Below are 20295 nucleotides of genomic sequence, written 5' to 3'. Positions count from 1 at the left end.
TTTTAGAGGGTTGATAAAATCAAATTATAGAAAGATTTTATTTTCAATCAAATGAAAAAGACTTTTTTAAAATTTAGAAATAAGAAATGTCAGAAAGAAAGGGGCAAGTATTATGCCAGAAAAGTTAAAAATTTCTCTTACAGGTCATAGACCTGCAGACTTATATATGAGTCGTGATGCTTTTAAAAAATTTACTGGTTTAGATAAAAATCTTAAAGATTATCAAATTGATCCTAATATGTTTTATCAGGATCCTGATACTAAAGCAACTTATACTTGGGGAAACGTTGTAGACCGTGCAAACAATGCTTACAACTATAACAATCCAGAATGGAGCGCCTTTAGACAAGACCTTGAAAATAAACTTGAACAGATTATTGCTCAAGGTAATACAATTGAAGCGCATAGTGGGATGGCTTTAGGGGCTGACACTGCATGGGCTATGGCTATTTTAAATGTTAAGAGCAGACACCCTAATCAAGTTGAATTTGTGGCTAATATTCCCGATGAAAATCAAGGTTCCAACTGGCCTGTTTCATCTCGTAATTTTTACAATCAATTATTGAGCCAAGCGGACAGAATAGAAAATACTTATGAAATGCATCCCGAGGCTGAGTCAATGTCGATTCCACAAAGGCTTGAACAACGCAATAAAGATATGATTGGTAATTCTCAGATTGTATTTTCTCTATGGAATCACATGGATGGTGGGACTGCGAATGGTTCGTTAGATGCTTACAATATGAATGGGGTTAATTCTCTAGTTAGATTAAATCCAGCTAATTACGGTTTCGACATTCCAAAAGTGGGCCAATTAAAGAATACTAGAAGAAATACGTTTTACTCTAACCGAGTTTTTAAGGCAATGCGTCAAGAAGAATTAGAACGTCAAAAACCGGGTTACCAACCACAACAAGTATCAGTACAATATTCGAGAAATGGTGCGGCTGCTGTTGCTGAACCTGAAACTCCTAGTTCTCAAAAGTCTAATGGTCTAAGTATTCAAGACTTTAGAAGTCGTCTTGCTCCTTACATGGGTAAAAAGCAATTAAACAATTTTATCAAGCAATACCAAGATTTATTAAGCAACGCTGATAATGACAGTAAAAAAGGCAGTGGACTTCTACCAGAATATGATAACTATCAAGATCGTACAATTGAAATTTTTAAAGCTTTAAATGATGCAGGGCTATCTTATAGTTTAAGGCCTACTAACGACAAGTATGGAAGAATTCAAGTCACTGTTAATAATGGTGAATCAGGGTGGCTAACTGTTTACCAAGTAGTAGATGGTTTTACGCCTAAGACAAATGCCGGTGAAACTGTGGTTGAATCTAAACACCCTGAATATAGTTTTGGTGCCTATGCTGGACCAGTCTTTTCATACACCGATCAAGAAGGGCGTAACAATGGACATGAAGCATTAATTGCGGACCTACTTACTATGGAAGGCAAAAATCCTAACCAATTCCCTCCATCACCTGCGGAAGATCCTAATGCTCGTGAACATGCAATGTACGATGCCTTAGATGATAAGCACAAGCGGCTTTTGGTTATCGCTCCTTTAGCTTATGCGTCAGGACGTAAGTTATCTGATTTTGGAATTGATGATGTTGAATTGCGTAATAATATGTCAGCGTCTGTTAATCGGAATCACTACCAAAGTTTTGAACTCTACCAAAAAGGAACTAATGTAAGACTTGGAAATTTGTTTAAGGGTGGGGAAAAGGCTAATAATTATCCTATTCGCCAACGCATTGCTAGTCGAAACGTATATCGTGAAGTTCTAGGACCTAATGCAGGAGAACCAATTAAAATGGCTGATGGTCATCGGTGGCCTGTTGAAAGCACTAAGGAACGTTTATCATACAATCGTGTAGAAATTGCTTCGGGACAAGTTGAAAGAGACCTTGCAAACAAATTTAGGGATGCTCGTGAAGCATATGTTAATACTATGTTCTATGATACTGGTGCTTCTGTACAATTCGATGAGATTAAAGAAAAGTTTGATGCAAAATTTGACGGACTTTCTCGATTTAATACTATGGATGCTGTTTATAAAGCAATGAAGGATTATGCTACATCTTTAGATGAAAGCCGTCTTTTATTCCAAAAGAGTGAAGATCAAGGAAATCCTAATACACCTGAATATGGACGTAAGTTAGATTTTATGGGCATTCAACGTGTAAACGAAAAAGGTGAAACTTTAGATTTTAGTGCTGCAGCTGATGATGCTAAGGGTCATGCTATTAAAGTCTTAGGTGACGCTTTACGTGAAAGTTATCAAAATGAGGATAATGACTATGATGAAGAATCATTTCAAAATTATTCTTTGCTTGTGGCTAGAAATGTCATGGGTGCTCTAAATGATATGGACAACTATCTTGGAGATGGTTTCAATACTTACAATGTATTAAATATGGCTCGGTTAACGACTACTTCTGACTACCTTGCAGAAGAAAAACAATTAACAGACGCATTCTCTTTATCAAGTATGGCAGATATGGTAGTTGCGACAGAAGACTTCAATAAAACTAAATTGGCTTCACGTATGTTACAATTCGACCAACAATCAGCGATTACAGATACAAGCATTGACTGGATTTTGCAACACGATTCTAAGCGTACTTTGAAAAATATTGATGCTAACGGATATGGAATGATTAATGGTGAGGTCTATGACTTTAAGACACCAGCTTACACAGGTAAACTAACAAAGGTTGACCCTAGCCTATACGACCCTAATTCAGCTCGCTCGATTGATAGCCTCAAAGAAATGTTTGATAGCGTTAAAGAAGAACTTGCACAACAAAATGTTAGCCCTCAAATTTACAGAAATAATCAAGGACAAAATGTGCAAGCGCCAATGGTCTTCTTAGACAAAAATGGGATTGTGCGTTGGTCGGGAACTAGGTCAATGGTTAAAGGTAGCAATTTAACTGATGCTAATGGCTCGATGAACTTTAAAGAGGTAAGAGCTAACGTTTATGGTGATGTGGGCCAAGTATTTTTACAAGATGATAAAGGCTTGATTCACGTTGAAGAAGCGGGACATGGCAAGGGCGAAACGACTTTTGTTGCTGGTTTAATGGCTCATATTGATAATAACAGTAATCCTAATGCAAGCTTGGCACAGTCTGTAGTAGTAAAACAATATGGTGATTACCTTGCAGATCACTTGCGCCAAACTATTCGCCGCCAATTAGTTCGTTCTAATACGGCAGGAGACTTATCAATCGCCGAAGAAACTTATGACTTATACAAGCTATACCATGGAGAATCAGACATTCTTACTAAGCTTGAACCTGAAGATTTAATTGTTTCAGAAAATCACCCTCAAGAAGTAATTGATGCTTTAATTGAACAATATCGTGTACAAGTTAAATTGCCAGACGGGTTAAGAGATTCAATGAGTGCTACTGGTTTATACAACGATCATAATGAAATTATTGAAAACACACATGACTGGATTAAGTTTAGGGCTGAACATTTAATTGTTGAAAATAAAAGAAAAGGAAATGTAACTGGTCCATATACATCAGAACAATTAATTGAATTTCAAAAACAAGCGATTAATGAATTTAAAGAGTTAAGTTATGAAGAAAAAATGTCTTTAGTAGGAACTTATATGTCAAATCATGGTGGTATTACTGTACGTGATATTTCTCATGAAGACAATAAAGGTTACTTCTCTCAAAATGTTACTCACAACGGGGGTTCACTAGGTATTTACCGTTACTTAGAAAGCCTAGATCAAATTGATGAAAGTGGGCACATTAAACCATTAGTTGATGAAAATGGGGAACGTAGAGAAGTTGTTACTCCGTTAGAAAAAGCTTATCCAGAAATTAAACATGATTTGTATGCAAACCCTACTGACCGTAAGACAATTGTTACTCATATGTTGTTAGAAGCTCATGGAGTTAACAAGGGTACTAAGGTTATGTTGGCAAATTTGGGTGGTTTGACAGATGAAGATGCCGGTATTATTTCTAAGGAATATGCTGAAAAAGCAGGTATTCCTCTTGATATGGAAAAAGAACGGCGTGATGCTAAGATGGTTGCCTTAACCGAAAAAGGAAACTCTAATGTTCGTAATTTGATTGGTAAGGATTTCTATGCTTCATCTCGCAGTGGTAAAGCACTACACTATCGTTTAACGGTAATTAATGACTCTGGTTTACCTCTTGCTCCTGAAGATGTAACTAGTGATACTACAATCAACCAAGACAACTTAGCCTTAGTACGTGTCAAGAAAGATGGTAGTTACTTTAAGTTAACTGCTCGTGGTTCTGTGTACTCAGTGAAAACTGGGGAAAACCGTTTTGCTATGATGGATGAAAATGGTAATGCAACTAAAGTAACCTTTGGTTCTATCGCAAGAGGCGGTCGGATTATTACTGATGAATCACAACGACCAACAACTCGTCCATTACGTGTTGGGGATAAGATTTCTGATGGTTCTGGGAATAAGATGACGATTGCGGATGTTATTGACCCAGATTATGTAAATGACAATCCAAAGAATTTTGAAGAACGCCAAAAAGCAAGGTTAAGCGCTATTTTTAAACAAACGGGTGCAGAAGTTGTCGCAAATCCATACACGATTTTATCTCGTAAGAATGCGGGTCAAGTATTACGCTTGGAAGAAACTTACCAAGGGGACGGTTCGACAATTAAAGTTACTGATCCTGTTACTGGTAAGGATATGGACTTAAATGCACAAATTGCTGAAATGGAATTTATTACCACTAATAAGACAGCAGAAGCAGGTACCTCATTTAAAGGTCGTGCATATTCTCAACAAATGGCATGGGCGGACTTAGAACGTGGCGCAACTGGTATCGTTGAAGAAATGTACGGTAATAATTATCGTGACTTGATGGAACTTAAAGAAACCTATCGTGTAGCTGGTTATGCGTTTGACGATAATAATGAGCTTGGATTCGTTGATAGAGTTGTATCAGATGATGAAGTTACTGATTTAAGGTCTCTTCTTAACAAAGGTTTAGGCATTAATGATGAAAATGGTCCTTTAAAACGTTTACTCGACGTAAGTACTTACGGTATTAGTTATGATTCAACAGTCGGTAAATATATGGCTACTAAAGCTGATGTCAAAGAGAACTTGTTAGCTAATTACAAGTCGACTGAAGCTAGACTTATTAAAGAAGATAAGGTTATTGATTTATTAGAACCCGATTTACGATTTAAAGAAGAATTTAGCAATCGTGGTGGTAGCTTAAAATTACCTGTTAAAATCGAATTAGCTAGTGGCGCCAAGACCGATATTTTACCAATTGTTCCACCTGAAATGAGAAAATCACATAAGAACGAAAATGGTACGGTTGTAGCTTCTGAATTCACTTCCGCATACGATAAAATTCTGAAAGAAAGTACAGCTTATGCTTTCTACGCCTATGAAAAAGAACAGATAGAACAAGGAAACATTCCTTTTGTTGCAGCTGATATTAAGGTTAGAGATAAGAAAGGTAAAGCCACCGGCCAATACAGACACGTAACTGCTGAAGAACAAAAGCAACAATACCTTAACAATTTAAACGATGAATTATCTAAGGCAGAAGCAAATATTCAGCGTAACGCTTTAAGGTTATCTAATAGTGTACAAGCAAAGCACTTAGGTAATGATGATACTGCTGCTAAACATGGTGATTTGCGTGATAAAATTTTGTCCAACAAAGTCAAAGACGGGGTAACTGCTGTTATGGCAAACGGTTCTTCTAGTTGTAAGATTGACGAAATCTTAGTATCGAAGAAAATTGCCAAAAACTTTAAGTCAATGGAAGCTGATGAAAATGGTTACCTCCATGTTAAAGGTCATCCCGATTGGGACATGATGCACGTTGACCGGCAACCTGTATGGCACTCAACTGGGACTTTAGGCTTTAAGGTTAGAGTAGTTGACGGTATCGACGGTGTTAAGATGAATCCTGCTTTTGTAGGAGCGTTAGACGGGGACTTTGACGGGGATAATCTTGGTATTTTGCCTATTAACTCCGAAAAAGGACAACGTGATTTACACACTAAACTTTCTGTCGCTACTAACTTGGTTAACATCGGGACAAATAAAAATGACCCTGATTTGAATTTAAGTACTGGTGGTGCTTGGCTTGCAGGTGCTATCAATAGCGGTAAAATTGATAGCCTAGATGATAAATATCGCTTAGATGAAAATGGTGAGTTTAAAGGCCCTAAAGCAGCTTTAAATGCTTTCTACAAGGATAAAGTACTTAATGGTGGTACAGTTACGATTGATGGTAGTGAAGTCGAATTAGTTGGTTACAAAGATCGTGACAAGTATTCTGAAGAAGAGTTTGCTGAATCCGCTATGAACACGATGAAGTGGCTTAACCAAGAACAAGAAGAATGTCTTGAAAATGCTTTTGAACACTCTGGTGTACGTTTTGATACTATCGACCATTTAGCAGAAGACTTAGCCTGGGCATCTGAAAAAGGGCTTAAAGGTAAGACTAAGGACTTATCAGAGGCTTTAGGCTACATGACTGGGGTTGAATTTGAAGCAGTTGATCCTAAGAAGAAACAGGAAGTACTTGCGCAAAGAGCTTCTGAAAATGGCACAACTGTTGAAGAAGAACAAAACCGTATTTACAAGAAGTTTGCTCAATCTGGTTACACGCCAGAACAAATTAGCAATATGGAAGCTAAGTCAGGTGTTATGTCGCTTGGGAATGACTTTGACTACCAAAGCAAGTATAGTGAAGTTAATATTGCTAATGCAGCTAAGAGTGAAAATACTGGGATGCCCGGTAAAAACGAACAAAAATTAGTAGCTGCGTTGCGAAGTGGTATGGGTCTTGAAGTTGCGTTAGAAATTGCTTACCCTCAAATGCAAGGTAACTTGCAAGTTAAGCACAGTGCCGAAGATGCGGTTAAAATGATTCAAATGTTCAATAGTCAGATGAAACTGTTATTAAATGGTAAAGCGGATAATCCACGTTTAGCGTTCGATAAAGTTGACTTGAACAACTCAAAGAAACGTTATCAAGAAGAATTAGATTTCGCTGCGGATACGTTTTTTGAGGGGACCGAAGATTACTATAAAAAATGTCTTAATTTCAATGATAAATCTTCTACGGCGAAAAAATTCCGCAAAAACCTTGGGCTTGATAAAGAGGAGCAAACAACATCTTTTGAAACAAATTATGTTGGCAATGCGAAAAGTCATGATACCATTGATAATGAAAAATATCCTAAATTTTATGATGATAAGTTCGATAAGAACGATGCTCTTACGGCGGATATCTTTGTCAAGCGTTACAAACGCTTATTAGACGAAGTTGGTGTTGATGTTGATGAAGAAGGTTTGAAAGTTCTTGCTACTTACTTGTCTGATGAAGATCCTAAGACAACAACTAAATCACTTAAGGAAATGATAATTCGTCCTATTGATGAATTGGTTGAACAGAAATCTGCTCCAATGGATTATGTTGCTTTAAAGGGTGCATCGGCTGCTAAGAATTTAGCTATTCAACATGGACAAAAACAGGCATTGCAAGGTGGAAAGCCTTTTGCCCCTAAAGACTACATGTCTAAAAAAGAATTTGATAATTACGAGAAAAAAATGAATAATAGGAAAAATCCTGATATTAAAGTTCCTCCGGTTCCAGAACGTTCTAAGTATAACTTAACCTTTAATCAATTGATTAATCCAAAGACTAAACTTGAGATTGCTACTGCTAAAGAAGATGTCGCTTCGTATCTTGAAAGCGATGGAGCTTTAAAGGATGTATCTGTTGAAGAGAAAAAAGCTATCATGGATGGTTCATATAAATCACCTTATGATAATTTAGCTCAAGACGTGGCAACTAATGTTATTATTTTAGAGTTGTCTAAAGATGATTCTCATGAAAAAATCTTTACAGATAAAAAACTAAATGAATACATTGCTCAAACGTTAGATACGGATGAAAATCAAACTAATCAAAATTCAAAAGAACTAGAGACAATGCTAAATGATGTTGATTTAAAGAAAGCTATTGCAACTCAATTTGTGAAGAGCGCTAAAGAATCTAATTTTGATAAGCAATTGGAAACAAAAGAACGCAATTCTAATCCTTACTTTGGTTCTAAAGCAAAACTTTCTGAATATCTAGCTCAAATTGAAGAAAAGCAAGAAGCTGCTCCTGAAGTACGTGAACTTTCTAAAGCACCTGCTCCAAGCGCTACGCAAACTGTTAAAGACTTTGTACAGCGAAAAGTTCAAGCCTTTAATAATTCTGTTCAAAGTGGGAAAGAGGTTGTTTCTCAGCAAATTAGTAAGAATAAAGAAGCAGTAAGGCTGTACTTTGAAGGAGTGCAAAGACAAATGCAGACTCAACCTCAAGTTGCAGGTTTACAATATGCAACTGCAAGTGGTAATGTTAATGGCTTTGGTAATGGATCTGTGCCATTTAATAATCAAAATGATGTAAATTCTGTCGGAATTGATAATAATGAAGCTGACGATGGTCTTAGTGATTTGATTGATAACGTTTAATAACGTTTATACTGAAAAGATGATTTCTCTTGGAATCATCTTTTTTGTTGCTTAAGTAGTATGAATGTAGTATCATAGTAGTATAAAAATCAGCAAGGCGGTGAAGAACGGTGGCAGCTCTTGTCAAAAAAATGCAAGTCACAATAGAAAAAGAGAAATATGATTTGGTCGAAGAAATTTTAGCGGAAGTTGGGATGACACCAACAGCTGCGGTAAATGTTTTATTTAGCAAGATCATTTCAGATGGCGGATTGCCTTTTCGCCCTAGTCTGAACGAAAGACAATTCGCTAAAATTTTGAACTCTAAGAAAAAATAAGTGTAAGGAGGCTTTTATAACATGGATGATGAAGAATGGGAAGCATATTTAGAAGCAGAAAGAATGGCTGATGAAGTTCATGCAGAATGGGCACGTGAAAGGGAAGAAGAACTAAACCGGGAATATGATTATGCAATATCAAAATACGGAAGTTATGCACGATATCAAAATGAGCGGTGGTATAAAACTAAGCAAAAATCAGAGATAAGTGACAGGTATGGGGAAAATCGGGAAAATTATGATCGTGTGTGTGATTTTCTTTATGGTGATCGCGATAATTATAGAAGAAAGATTGATATAGAACGTCAACGTCTTGATTTAATTTTTTGTGAATTAGATGATGAATATGTTCATGATATTCCTGAAGATAGAAAACCTGATAAAAATAACAAAGATGTACAACGATATCTTAATTTAGAAAAAAAGATATTAGAACATTATGGATCTTGGAAAAACTACGCCGAAAGATTGCGTCAAGTTGGTTATGCTGGATCTCAAGATAAACTTTGGAATGCTCATTATTTAAAATGGGAATTATATTATAACGTAATGACATTAGTTTATGGTAGTTGGGATGGTTATATCGATAACTATGATAAAGAGCAACAACGTCTAGATGAATTGGTTCGTAACGGAGTTGATAGAGACCCAGAAATTGAAAGATATGAAAAAGTAAAATATTATGAACATGAGCAAGAAGAATGGAAACGTAAGCATTATAGTAATGCTAATGAATATTATTACCTTGCTGCATGCGCTTTGATTTATGGTATAGATGTTGATATTAACAAACTAACATCTGATGATCTTTCAGCGTACCGGTCGATAGAACGTCAACGTCTTGATATGCTTTTCAGCGAACTAGATGATGAATATGCTCAGTGTATTCCTGAAGATATGAAACCCGACAAAGGCAACAAAGATGTACAACGATATCTTAATTTAGAAAAAAAGATATTAGAACATTATGGAAGTTGGCCTAATTATTTTAAGTATTTGCGTCAAGCTGTTGGTTATACAAATATGGATGTTTTTAGTGGTAAAGAAGACGATTTGATTGCAGGCGAGGTCGATGAATGGATTGAAACTGTTGATTTAATGGATAATGTTTTGTACATTGATGTGGTAAAGTTTATCTATGGCAGTTGGAAAAATTATATTGACAATTATGAGAAAGAACAACAACGCCTTGACGAATTAGTTCGTAGCGGTGTTGAAATTGATCCTAAGCGTATCGAAGCTGAAGACTCACTGGGCTTTTAGAAAGAAGAGAAAATTAGTATGGTAACAGAATGTTTCTGTGGAATTAAAATTAACTATGTTTTACATGATGATAGAGAGCGCTTAGAACGCGTTGAAAGAGCGGCTAAGGAAACCCTTGAAGATACTATTAGGGATGCTCAAATCGAAGAATATGGGAATGTAGACGCAAACTACAATAGTGTAGATGGTGGATATAGTGAAATACCTGCTGACTTTCACCAATTCATTGTTGATAATTATGGTAGCGTTGAAAATTATATTAAACAAACTGATGAAGAATTAGGTACAATTAGTTATTAATTAGCGTTATCCCTTTTCTTGTGTTATGATAATAGCAGTGGGTAGAGTCATAAGAGACTAGCAATGGTATACTGAAATGTATACGCCTACGAAAGTCAAATCGTTTTGCATTTGGCAAAACATTAAAGTTCTCCAAACAGCACTTCGTTATTTCCGAAACGAAGTGCTGTTTTCTTTTGCTATTATTTCAAACGTCAATAATCGTTATATAAACGATAAAATTTTGTAAAAAAAGTCGATATTAAATATGTTATAGTGTACGTGTATTAATAGATGAAATTTAGAAATAATCACACTAAATATTGATTAATAATGTATTTTTATATAACGAGGTGTTTAAATGTTTAAAACAATGAAAATTGCAGCTTCATCAGCAGGTGCTCTTGCAGTTGGTTTAGTTGCAAGTGGCATTTCAGCTAATGCAGATTCAACATATACAGTCAAAACTGGAGATACTTTGAGTGAAATTGCTCAAAAAAATAATGTTACAGTTTCTGATTTAGCAACTAAGAACAATATTTCTGACGCTAATAAGATTCTTCCTGGCGTGACATTAACAATCGAAGGAGAGGGCCAACAAGCACAAACTTCAAATTCTAGTGGTTCTTATACAGTTAAAGCAGGAGATACTTTAGGTAAAATTGCAAGTGAAAATGGTACGACTGTATCTGAATTAAGGAGTGCTAATAACTTGTCATCAGACTTGATTTTAGTGGGCCAAGTGTTACAATTACACGGTAACGGTTCAACTAATACTGGTGCTCAACAAACACAAGCAACAACTACAGCTACCGTTGATAACCAAGTGTCAACCACTCAAACTCAAAATTATACTCAACCTAGTTACAACTACCAACAACAAACTACAAATGGTTACTCATCAAATTACAGTAACAACTATTCTAACAACGCATCAACGCAATCTGCGACTCAAAGTGCGACAGTTAATAACTACGGTGGTTCAACTTCAGAACAAGCGGCTAAGGAATGGATTGCTCAACGTGAAAGTGGTGGCTCATACAATGCGCGTAATGGCCGTTATATTGGTCGCTACCAACTCACAGATAGTTACTTAGGTGGAGACTATTCAGCAGCTAATCAAGAACGTGTGGCAAATAATTATGTTACATCACGTTATGGATCATGGGCAGGAGCAAAGGATTTCTGGCAATCACACGGTTGGTACTAAAATTAAATGCAGCAGAGCTAAGAGATGCCTGATGGTGTCTCTTTTTTTTGATTATTTTTTAAAAAACATTTGGATTAAGTATGGCGTAAATATATTTTTTAAAAACGAAAAAATAGTGTATAATTTTTTGTGAAAGGAGAGATTATAACTGTCGTTTAAAATACAACCAATTCTCATGTACTAGCAAAAAATAAAATACGGAGCAAGGCTAGGGGCTTTAACAAAAATTTATGGTAAAGATTTTTGTTTGGATGTTATTAAAAAAGTTAATTTTGGAATTGTTAGTTAATCTAGTAAACTGGTCTAACTAACTTTGGATAAATTAGCTGATGTTATGATAACAAGCATGTGTTTAGTGATTAAATAAGTGATAGTTACGTATGGTTATTTTAATTTGACAGGAAATCAATTTGGCAAAAGATTCAATTGACAAAAGTTCTAGTGTCGTAGAAGAAAAACCAAATACGAAAAAAAATAGTTGGCTTTCGTTTGGTAAACATTCTAAGTTTGAACGTCAAACATTAAGCTTTGCTATTTGTTTTGTAGCACTTATATTTTCTGCCTCTATGTGCTTGTATCACAATTATAGCGTTAAAAAGCAGGAAGCTTTGACGGTCACTTCAGCGGGTAAGAGAGTGGTATTTTCACGAACTAAGGCTCAATTAACACTCGATAAAATGCACTGGTCTAAGGATAGGAAAACAACATATATTCCATTTAGCTTTGATTCAATTAAGAATTTAAGTACTGATGCAAATGATTATAGAGTTTTTGTTAAGTCTGCTTATGGTCCACTAACATACAAACCAACAGGTAATTTAGTGTTATTTGGTTCTACTGGTCGTGGGGTTTTAATTATTCATTCAGCTAAAAAAATTCCTAATGAAGTTTTAAATGTGTATATTGAAAACCGATTTAGATTAAGATCAGCTGATTCTAACGAACAAGATTATGCGGATATTTCTGCGGTACAAGGGGATAAAGGGTTCGAAGAATACTTTAAGAAACATGACATGTTAACGTTCACTGTATCTCCGGGAGCAACTAATATTAAAAAGAATTCACGTGTTACTTCATCAGTTAAAACACCTGTAAAGTTATATACTCAACTATTTGATGTTGGTGATGTACGTGATGTTAAGAAGAGTATTGCCAAAGACAAAAAACAAATTAAACTTTATACTGAAACAGCTAATAAGTTAAAAGGTAACTTAGAGAATGCTGGATATGCAATAACAGTTCAACCTAAGTGGATGAAAGAAAACTGGAAACCTTATGACTATGTAAATCCAAAGACAGGGAAATACCTAAATGGTCAACAAGTCGGTAGTAAGATTTCTGGAACTGATCCAGATGATATTATTTACCCACCATCTTTAACTAATAAAGACGGCGTATCTACTTCAAATACAAATGCAGATGATGCACAAATTAGGAAAGGTTCTTCATCGACAACGGTATCAACTGGTGGTAAGCAGGCTAACGATTGGTATATGAGTTTACAAGGTGCATGGGATACTGTTAGAGAAGCTAAACGTGATTGGCTTGTAACACAAAATACTAACTTGTACAAATTGAAATACATTAAGTTGCAACAAGCTAAGCAAACTAGTGTAGGTAAGAGTAGTTTATTTAAGCCAACAGGTAAAATTAAAATTGATAAATAGTTTATGAGGTGTATAAAATATGGCAAAAGGAAAAGTAACACGTTCAAATAAATTGACGTTAAGTAAATTGGAAAGAATGGTTTCTACGTTAGAAAATTCATTAGAGAAAGATCCTGATTTTGGTAAGGTTATCTCTGTTAAGGAAACTGAATCGCATAAAGCTTTACAAAAGCTTGCTAATCGATTAACTAAGGTAGCTGCTAATTTAAGTGTAGTTGAAGAAGAGTATGCACGTGCTAAATACAAGGATGCAATTCCTACTGACATTAATTTAGATGATTTCTTAGAACTTATGTCTATGTACAAGGAAGAACATAATGTTGATTTATCAAATGAAGTAGCTCCTTCTTCTGAAAAAGTAATTGATGCTGAAGATATTAATGATGACTCTTCAGATGAAGAATTCAGTTTAGAATAAAAAATCAACAACTATTAGTTGTTGATAATGTTGATTAAGGTACGTTTTATCGTACCTTTTTTATTTTTAGGTACATATTATATAAGGTGCTCTTTGAAGAGATTAAAGTATTGTAGCTCATAGGTGAGGGGGTTATATAATTTTATTTAGTGTCAAGTTAATGTAGAAAATGTTTAAATGTTTTCGACAAACATTAGTTCTCTTAAGGTAAACTTAGATGAAGATTTTCGATTGTTTAGAATCAACAAATGGTACATCTTACTTTTTATATGTGAAGGTATTTGTTTTTACATGTGGGCCAAGGTTGAACTTGTAGTAAGTTTGATTTTTTAGAGATTATCATCTTAAAATGCGCTTTGAAAAATAAATGTGCACAATATTTTGTGCACACTTATTTTTTATTTTGTATTTTTTAGTGTCTTAGTTTGAGTGATTTCATAGAAGGTTAAGAAAAAAACAAAAAAACAAACAGTCTTACAATGATAAAAAAATCAACCTCAAGTCTATGAGATTGATTTAAAGCAAAAAGGTGCCCTATAAAATCCGAGTTTTTGTTGATATAAAGGCGTTTTGTTCTTTTGTAGGTGCCCTATTTCTTTATGCCCTTGCTCAAGTCTATGAGATTTTTTTGTTAAAATAGTTGTATCGCATGTGGCTCTAAGGGTTAAGTGCGTTTTTCAGTTCTTAATCTCAAGTCTATGAGACTCGCAGCCTTGAAAAACCTTGATATACCGGAAAAGTGTCAAGTCTATAGACTTGAGTCGTAATTTTTGATTTTTATCTCAAGTCTATGAGATTTATTGATTTTTTTGTGTACTTAGTGAGTAGAGTAGAGTGCAAGTGCATTACTTTTAAATGAGTCCTTATTTTTAACTAGGGACGTATTAAGATACTTAGTGTTGAATGAAAATGTCATTAAGTGATTTTGATTGTACTTATTAACAAGTTCGATGTCGTCTCCATTTAATACTAGAAGTGTCGATGTTAGCTTAGTAATAAGTTCGTTGTTGTAATGCTCATATACATTATTAGATAAACTGAATGATAAAACTAAACTATTGTTTCTGAACGCATTCGATGCTGATTGGTTACTGAAATCATTAGCAACTAAAATGTATGGAGTGTTGTTTGCTCGAAGTGCATTTGCAATTAAGTTTCCTGTATAATCATCTTTGATTACATATACCTTATTCAGGTGTGTTTGAATAAACAAAGCAATTTGGTCTTTGTAGACTTTTGTAATATCATCATCGTATGATAACTGTATTTTTGAATCAGAACTAATAAGATTTAAATTGCCATGCGCAAAGACTATAAGAGGTAATGGCTCTTCGCTGATAACGTTGGAATATTCTTTAAGCGATTCAGTTGGTATGATATTAATTCGATACCGTGTACAATACAAAATAATCCTATTCATTTCTAAGATATACTTATTGTACTGAATGTTATCTTTGAAATTGTTTTTTAGGTATTCTGAATTAAATCCTGAATTGCTAATTATTTTCACAAGTTCGTCGACATCTTCACGTTTAATTAGTTTATCTTTCAACAGCAGAGAGGCAAACAAAATTTCTTTAGTGTTGTTTTTACTCATAAAAAGCTCCTCCTAAATTTTATTTCAAAGAATGAAAAATAGCAGGTTAACCCTGCGCCAAATTTATAGTGGAAAGAAAAACCACCTACAATGTAAGTGGCAAAAAAATATAAAAATCAATTCAGTAACTCTTAACGGGCTACATGATAAAACTAATAGCGACCGCGAAGCTGGGAGCTATCAAAAAAATAAACCACTCTTTATCGAGTGGAAATGTAGAAACAATATAAAGATAAAAATGAGTAGAGTAACCTTTAACAGGCTACATAGTAAAACTAATAGCGACCGCGAAGCTGGGAGCTAATTAAATAGTAACCACCTATCAAAAAGATAAGCGGTTAACTTGAACAATGTTCTATATTAAAATGTAATGTAGTATGCCTCTACACAGAAAAAAAGATATGAGCTTTAGCTCAAAAAAACCACTTACATAAAATAATGTAAATGGCTCTTGGACTCCTCGTACCTATAAGTACATAGTATATTTGTTACATAGTAAAGTAGATAGCGACCGCCGAAGAAGGGAGCTAACAGAAAAACAAACCACTCAACTAGGAGTGGCGAGGGGGAATATGATTAAAAAAGTTCTACTAGAGAAGTGTTACTAGAGTAATCCTTAATGGACTACATAGTGAAACTAATAGCGACCGCCGAAGAAGGGAGCTATCGAAAAAATAAACCACCTACAAATAAGTGAGTGGATACTTTTTATAATTAAAGGTTGATTCGGGTTATCTATACTCTTTGATTATCTGACGATATGCACCAACTAAAATTGATGTTTTCTTAGAGTTTAGTTGTGCAGAATCGAACATGTAAGTCACAATATCATCATCGCCCATGTAATATGCTAGTTCGTCTGGACTAGCTGTATTCATCAGCCATGCACAGTCCTCAACCTCCTTTCTTAAATTTTCAATTTTTCTTTGCATTCTTTTCTTCATATCGTTAACCTCCAATTAATCTGAGTAAGAAACAATAATACAACAAAAAACAGATAGCGACCGAGGGAGCAAATGAATAGGATATGGCTTATAAGGGATGAGTTAAAAAAATAACCACCTACAAATAAGTAAGTAGTTATTATATGGTAAAGGGGGTTAGTTACGGACTAAGTACTTAACCCCTTTTACACTATGGTTTTCTCCGAAAACGGCTTTCCCCACAGTATAAACTGTGAGGTCAGCTCTTTCGGATTGAACGTGTTGTACCATTTGAGCACTAATAATAACACTAGCGCCTTCTGGTAACTCTGATAAAACTTTAATAGCTTCATCAGAAAGTTTTGGGTGACGTTCCATTACTGGGATGTTACCCAATGAAGCGACTTGTACTTCTTGAATATCCAGACGGATAAGTCCATCTGAAACAATGTTAGCAATGCTTTCGTCGTCACTACCCAGTACGTTAACGTCATGACCAGTTAAATTGTAAATTTTTCCCATAAGTAGTTCCTCCGTATGTATACCTAATATATTACTACATAGATATGCTAATAGCGACCGACTTTGGAGGGAGCTAATGAGTTGCATATGACTAAAGAGGGGACTAAAAATAACCACCCCAGATGGGATGGCTACTTCTTTAGAACGGAACGTCTGTTGAATTAACAGTAGTTTGCTCCATTGTTTGTGGTTGCACAGGTGCTTGACCTTGTGTGTAGGCTTGTTGCACAGGAGCTTGATTAAATTGTTGAGGTGCAGCTTGAGGTTGTGTGTAAGCTTGCTGTACAGGAGCTTGGTTAAATTGTTGAGGTGCAACTTGAGATTGTTGTACTCCTTGTGCGTTGTGCACAATTTGTACATTATTTGATAAGACTTCCAAACGAGAACGTTGTTGTCCTGTTTGTTGGTCTGTCCAAACATTTTGCTCTAATCGCGCTTCAAGCCAAATAGTCGTACCTTTCTTAGCGTATTGAGCTAAGAAGTTTGCACTTTGACCAAAGACGGTCACATAAATAAAGTTTGTTGGAGTTTTTCCATCCTTACGTTTCCGTCCGTCAGTAGCGATACCTACTCTTGTAAATACGGTACCGTTTTGGGATTGTTGTAACTGAATTTCCTTTGTAATACGACCTGCTAATGTTACTGTGTTTACGTTAAATGACATAATGATGTCTCCTTTCTGCCTCTATGGGCAATCCAAAATTAATGATATTTTTGTAGGTCACTACTTCTCCTACATAATCAAACTAATAGCGACCGCGAGGGAGCTAATGTTTCAAAATATAAGATTTATAATTAAACCTACTTACTACATAATCACGCTAATTGCGACCGACTCAGGAGGGAGCTTATAAAGAGCAAAAATGTTTCTGAGCAAGTTTATTTGTTGTTAACTAAAGTGTCGTTTCTCTAACAGATAAATTATCTTCCGTGGCTGATCGTTCAAGTTAGTAGGATATTTAAGAGCGAATGCGTTATAATAAAAAAGCCACCTAATAACTAGGTGACTGATGATGACAACTACTGAAGTTTATTAATCTTTAACAATACCAGCTAAGGTCAGGAGCACTTTAATTACTCCTGTCACAAAGCTGATAAATTCATATACTATAAAACTTCCTACTAAGAAGTTAGCGATATACCAAGTTAAATCGCTAACTGTAAAGAAGGGGAGTAACTTGAACGTTATACTCAAAATCGAGTACAACGCTAACATCCCGACTGTTCCGTAAAAAAGTTCGTGAATAGTCAGGACTCTTTTGATTTTATATCCCGTCCGCAACATGTACTCTGTTGCAGACAGGATTTTATTTATTAATGTCTTTGTTTTTGAATTCATTATAAATTTCTCCTTTATTGAAAATCTGCTACCCAAGTATCTGGAGACAGAAAGGACATCCAAATACCAATTGCTATGAGAGCCAAAACAATTGCTCCCAAAACAGTGTATGCAGGGCTCCACTCTTGCCCTGCAGAATTCATCAATTTCACCGTATACGCTCTGTACTTAGCACTAAGAATGGAACGGATTCCAGCGTATTGTGCCATTCCTGCAACAACTGTTACGGGAATAACAATACCTACTAAAAACAGAGCCTTAACAATGATAGTAATGATTAAAGTGAACATTTTTATGTCCTCCTCGTAATGATAAATTTATAGTGAAAAAACACTACAAAATCAAACTAATAGCGACTGACTCTGGAAGGAGCTAATGAGACGCTTGCAACTGATGAGACTACTAAAAAATAACCACCCATATCAGGGTGGCATTTTTTTTAATTAAAATGGTAAATCAAAAGTTTCTTCATCTTCACTATTTTCTTTTATAATGAGCCTATTTTCAATCAATCTCTTTCTAGGCTTATTGTTTGCATACTTACTAATATACCCAAAACGGGCATTAGCAATTTCATCTCGAAACTCCTTTCTTATTTTATTAGAAATTCTACTGTTTTTACGGCAGGTATTCTTATCGAAACCTACCATAAAGGTTCCGCCTTGTAATATATATCTGTCCTCCAACATTCTAGTTGGAGTAACAGCTAAATATTTTTTGCTTACTTTTCTTTTTAGTCTACTTTTCATTTTATTATCCTTTCTCGCCTCAAGGGCAAACTAAAAACAACTTACAACATAGTAAAACTAATAGCGACCGACTTTAGAGGGAGCTAATGGTACGCTTACAACTGATGAAAATACAAAAAATAGCCACCTCATAGCGGGGTGGTTATTAATGATGGAGTAAACTAAAAACCCCAGCTTACTCCGTTACTACGACCGTTATCATAGCCACTATCGTATCCGATTTGATATTCATCTTCGGCAAAATTATTGATAGCTTCTACCAACAATTCTTCTTCTTCTTCGGAAGAAAATTCCAACTTTCTCAGAATTTTTTCCAAATCTTTCTCATATTCATTATAATAAGAACCTTTAATCTTTTTCATTTCAAATCCCTCCGTATGTGTATACCTACTATTGCTACATAGACATGCTAATAGCGACCGACTCTGGAGGGAGCTAATGGGACGCTTACAACTGATGAAATTGCTAAAAAATAACCACCCCATAACGGGATGGCTATTTTTCTGGTGTAATTCCTTTTCTCTTACATATTTCTAAATATGAATCAACGGCTTCGTGAAAATCTTCAATAAGTTCTTCGTATGTCTCCCCTTCGTATGGTAAATAGCTTTTTTTCAATCCTTCTACTTTTCCAAATAACATACCATTTTCCATAGAAAGTTCGATTGAACCTTCGTATCCTTTATATTGAATTTTTTGTTTTATGATTACAACCCCTTTACTACTTTACTACTTTCAATATATCTCTTACCTGATATGGTAACAGTTCTTTTCTAGGATGTGGTTTGTGCAATTGAAGTTACTCAATATTATACTCATAATTCTTTTAGTTACAAGAGTAGTTGCAATTAAAATATAGAAAAAGAAATTTACGACAGAGTAAATCTGATAGCGACCGAGGAGGGCGCTAATGTATATAGGATAACTAATGAGAAACGACTAAAAAACCACCTACTAAAAAGTAAGTGGTCTGCTACTAAGGTAAAGCAACAACAACCAAGTTAGGGATGTCGCTAACAGTCGAAATCACCTCGCTCCAGTTTGCTCCCGCAAGTCCACAACCAATAAACTTGGGAATGTAGACTGTCTGTGTAGCAAACTTCTCGCAAGTTCTCCGAATAGATGCGGTAAGTTTGGCAACGTCTGTGTACACCTTGCCAGTCTTACGTGCATTTCCAAAGTAAAACTGAGAGAACGAGTTCACAACAGCAAGGTTGTCGCTCACTCTAATAAGCTGACACTTACCAAACAAGTATTCAGCATCAAAACGGGTAAAGTACTTGTGGTAAGCCGTCTTCACAACTGGAAACTTGGTGTAAATGGCTTTGGCAACTCCTGCTCCCATACGGTTCTGACAATTAACCTGCTGAAAGATAATCCCAGCTTGTACCTTAGTGATATCTCCAATGATTTCTTGCATATTTAATTCCTCCTGTATCTTAACCAATGATATCGTAACAAGCTCAGGAAAATTGTGACCGAATAGGGAGCGT

17 protein-coding genes are annotated in these 20295 nt (G+C 35.3%); 7 read left to right on the top strand and 10 right to left on the bottom strand.

The features are described 5' to 3' along the window. Nucleotides 1-112 precede the first annotated feature (112 nt). From FC36_RS01705 to FC36_RS01675, 7 genes are all read left to right on the top strand, one after another. The gene (locus FC36_RS01705; RefSeq protein ID WP_056986674.1) at nt 113-8518 is read left to right on the top strand and encodes an SLOG family protein; all 8406 of its coding nucleotides are present in this window, start codon (nt 113-115) and stop codon (nt 8516-8518) included. A gap of 110 nt (nt 8519-8628) precedes the next feature. Next, nucleotides 8629-8835 carry a type II toxin-antitoxin system RelB/DinJ family antitoxin gene (locus tag FC36_RS01700; RefSeq protein WP_025020350.1) on the top strand — a complete coding sequence of 69 codons (207 nt, stop codon included), beginning with the start codon at nt 8629-8631 and terminating at the stop codon, nt 8833-8835. Between the two features lie 21 nt (nt 8836-8856). Further along, the gene (locus tag FC36_RS01695; protein ID WP_023859265.1) at nt 8857-10098 is read left to right on the top strand and encodes a hypothetical protein; all 1242 of its coding nucleotides are present in this window, start codon (nt 8857-8859) and stop codon (nt 10096-10098) included. A gap of 18 nt (nt 10099-10116) precedes the next feature. Then, nucleotides 10117-10398 (top strand): hypothetical protein, encoded by a 282-nt coding sequence (locus FC36_RS01690; protein WP_023859264.1) that lies wholly within the window; start codon nt 10117-10119, stop codon nt 10396-10398. A gap of 340 nt (nt 10399-10738) precedes the next feature. Continuing rightward, the gene (gene apf, locus FC36_RS01685; protein WP_023859263.1) at nt 10739-11587 is read left to right on the top strand and encodes an aggregation-promoting factor; all 849 of its coding nucleotides are present in this window, start codon (nt 10739-10741) and stop codon (nt 11585-11587) included. 410 nt (nt 11588-11997) lie between these two features. Further along, nucleotides 11998-13254, top strand: coding sequence for a hypothetical protein (locus tag FC36_RS01680; protein WP_035190102.1), 1257 nt, complete (start codon nt 11998-12000; stop codon nt 13252-13254). Between the two features lie 19 nt (nt 13255-13273). Next, nucleotides 13274-13672 carry a hypothetical protein gene (locus FC36_RS01675; RefSeq protein ID WP_025020353.1) on the top strand — a complete coding sequence of 133 codons (399 nt, stop codon included), beginning with the start codon at nt 13274-13276 and terminating at the stop codon, nt 13670-13672. An 817-nt stretch (nt 13673-14489) separates the two neighbouring features. Here FC36_RS01675 and FC36_RS01670 read toward each other — a convergent pair. The 10 genes from FC36_RS01670 to FC36_RS12080 all read right to left on the bottom strand — a co-directional run bounded on the left by FC36_RS01670 (nt 14490) and on the right by FC36_RS12080 (nt 20222). Further along, complete coding sequence (locus FC36_RS01670; protein ID WP_025020354.1) at nt 14490-15269, bottom strand: hypothetical protein; 780 nt, start codon at nt 15267-15269, stop codon at nt 14490-14492. A gap of 731 nt (nt 15270-16000) precedes the next feature. Next, entirely contained in the window at nt 16001-16213 is a 213-nt protein-coding gene (locus FC36_RS01665) for a hypothetical protein (RefSeq protein WP_025020356.1), read from the bottom strand. Between the two features lie 156 nt (nt 16214-16369). Continuing rightward, nucleotides 16370-16714 (bottom strand): hypothetical protein, encoded by a 345-nt coding sequence (locus FC36_RS01660; protein WP_025020357.1) that lies wholly within the window; start codon nt 16712-16714, stop codon nt 16370-16372. 139 nt (nt 16715-16853) lie between these two features. Further along, nucleotides 16854-17378, bottom strand: coding sequence for a single-stranded DNA-binding protein (locus FC36_RS01655; protein WP_025020358.1), 525 nt, complete (start codon nt 17376-17378; stop codon nt 16854-16856). Between the two features lie 369 nt (nt 17379-17747). Beyond that, nucleotides 17748-18053, bottom strand: coding sequence for a hypothetical protein (locus FC36_RS01650; RefSeq protein WP_025020359.1), 306 nt, complete (start codon nt 18051-18053; stop codon nt 17748-17750). 14 nt (nt 18054-18067) lie between these two features. Continuing rightward, entirely contained in the window at nt 18068-18343 is a 276-nt protein-coding gene (locus tag FC36_RS01645; protein WP_025020360.1) for a hypothetical protein, read from the bottom strand. A gap of 153 nt (nt 18344-18496) precedes the next feature. Further along, nucleotides 18497-18802, bottom strand: coding sequence for a hypothetical protein (locus FC36_RS01640; protein ID WP_056986673.1), 306 nt, complete (start codon nt 18800-18802; stop codon nt 18497-18499). Nucleotides 18803-18963: 161 nt separating this feature from the next. Continuing rightward, nucleotides 18964-19164, bottom strand: a complete 201-nt coding sequence (locus FC36_RS01635) for a hypothetical protein (RefSeq protein ID WP_025020362.1) — start codon at nt 19162-19164, stop codon at nt 18964-18966. Between the two features lie 133 nt (nt 19165-19297). Next, the gene (locus FC36_RS11800; RefSeq protein ID WP_155889546.1) at nt 19298-19456 is read right to left on the bottom strand and encodes a hypothetical protein; all 159 of its coding nucleotides are present in this window, start codon (nt 19454-19456) and stop codon (nt 19298-19300) included. A gap of 322 nt (nt 19457-19778) precedes the next feature. Next, nucleotides 19779-20222 (bottom strand): macro domain-containing protein, encoded by a 444-nt coding sequence (locus tag FC36_RS12080; protein WP_025020363.1) that lies wholly within the window; start codon nt 20220-20222, stop codon nt 19779-19781. Nucleotides 20223-20295: the final 73 nt, after the last annotated feature.

It is taken from the genome of Ligilactobacillus equi DSM 15833 = JCM 10991 (assembly GCF_001435735.1).
Taxonomy (GTDB): Bacteria; Bacillota; Bacilli; order Lactobacillales; family Lactobacillaceae; genus Ligilactobacillus; species Ligilactobacillus equi.
This window is presented reverse-complemented; position numbering and strand designations above follow the sequence as displayed.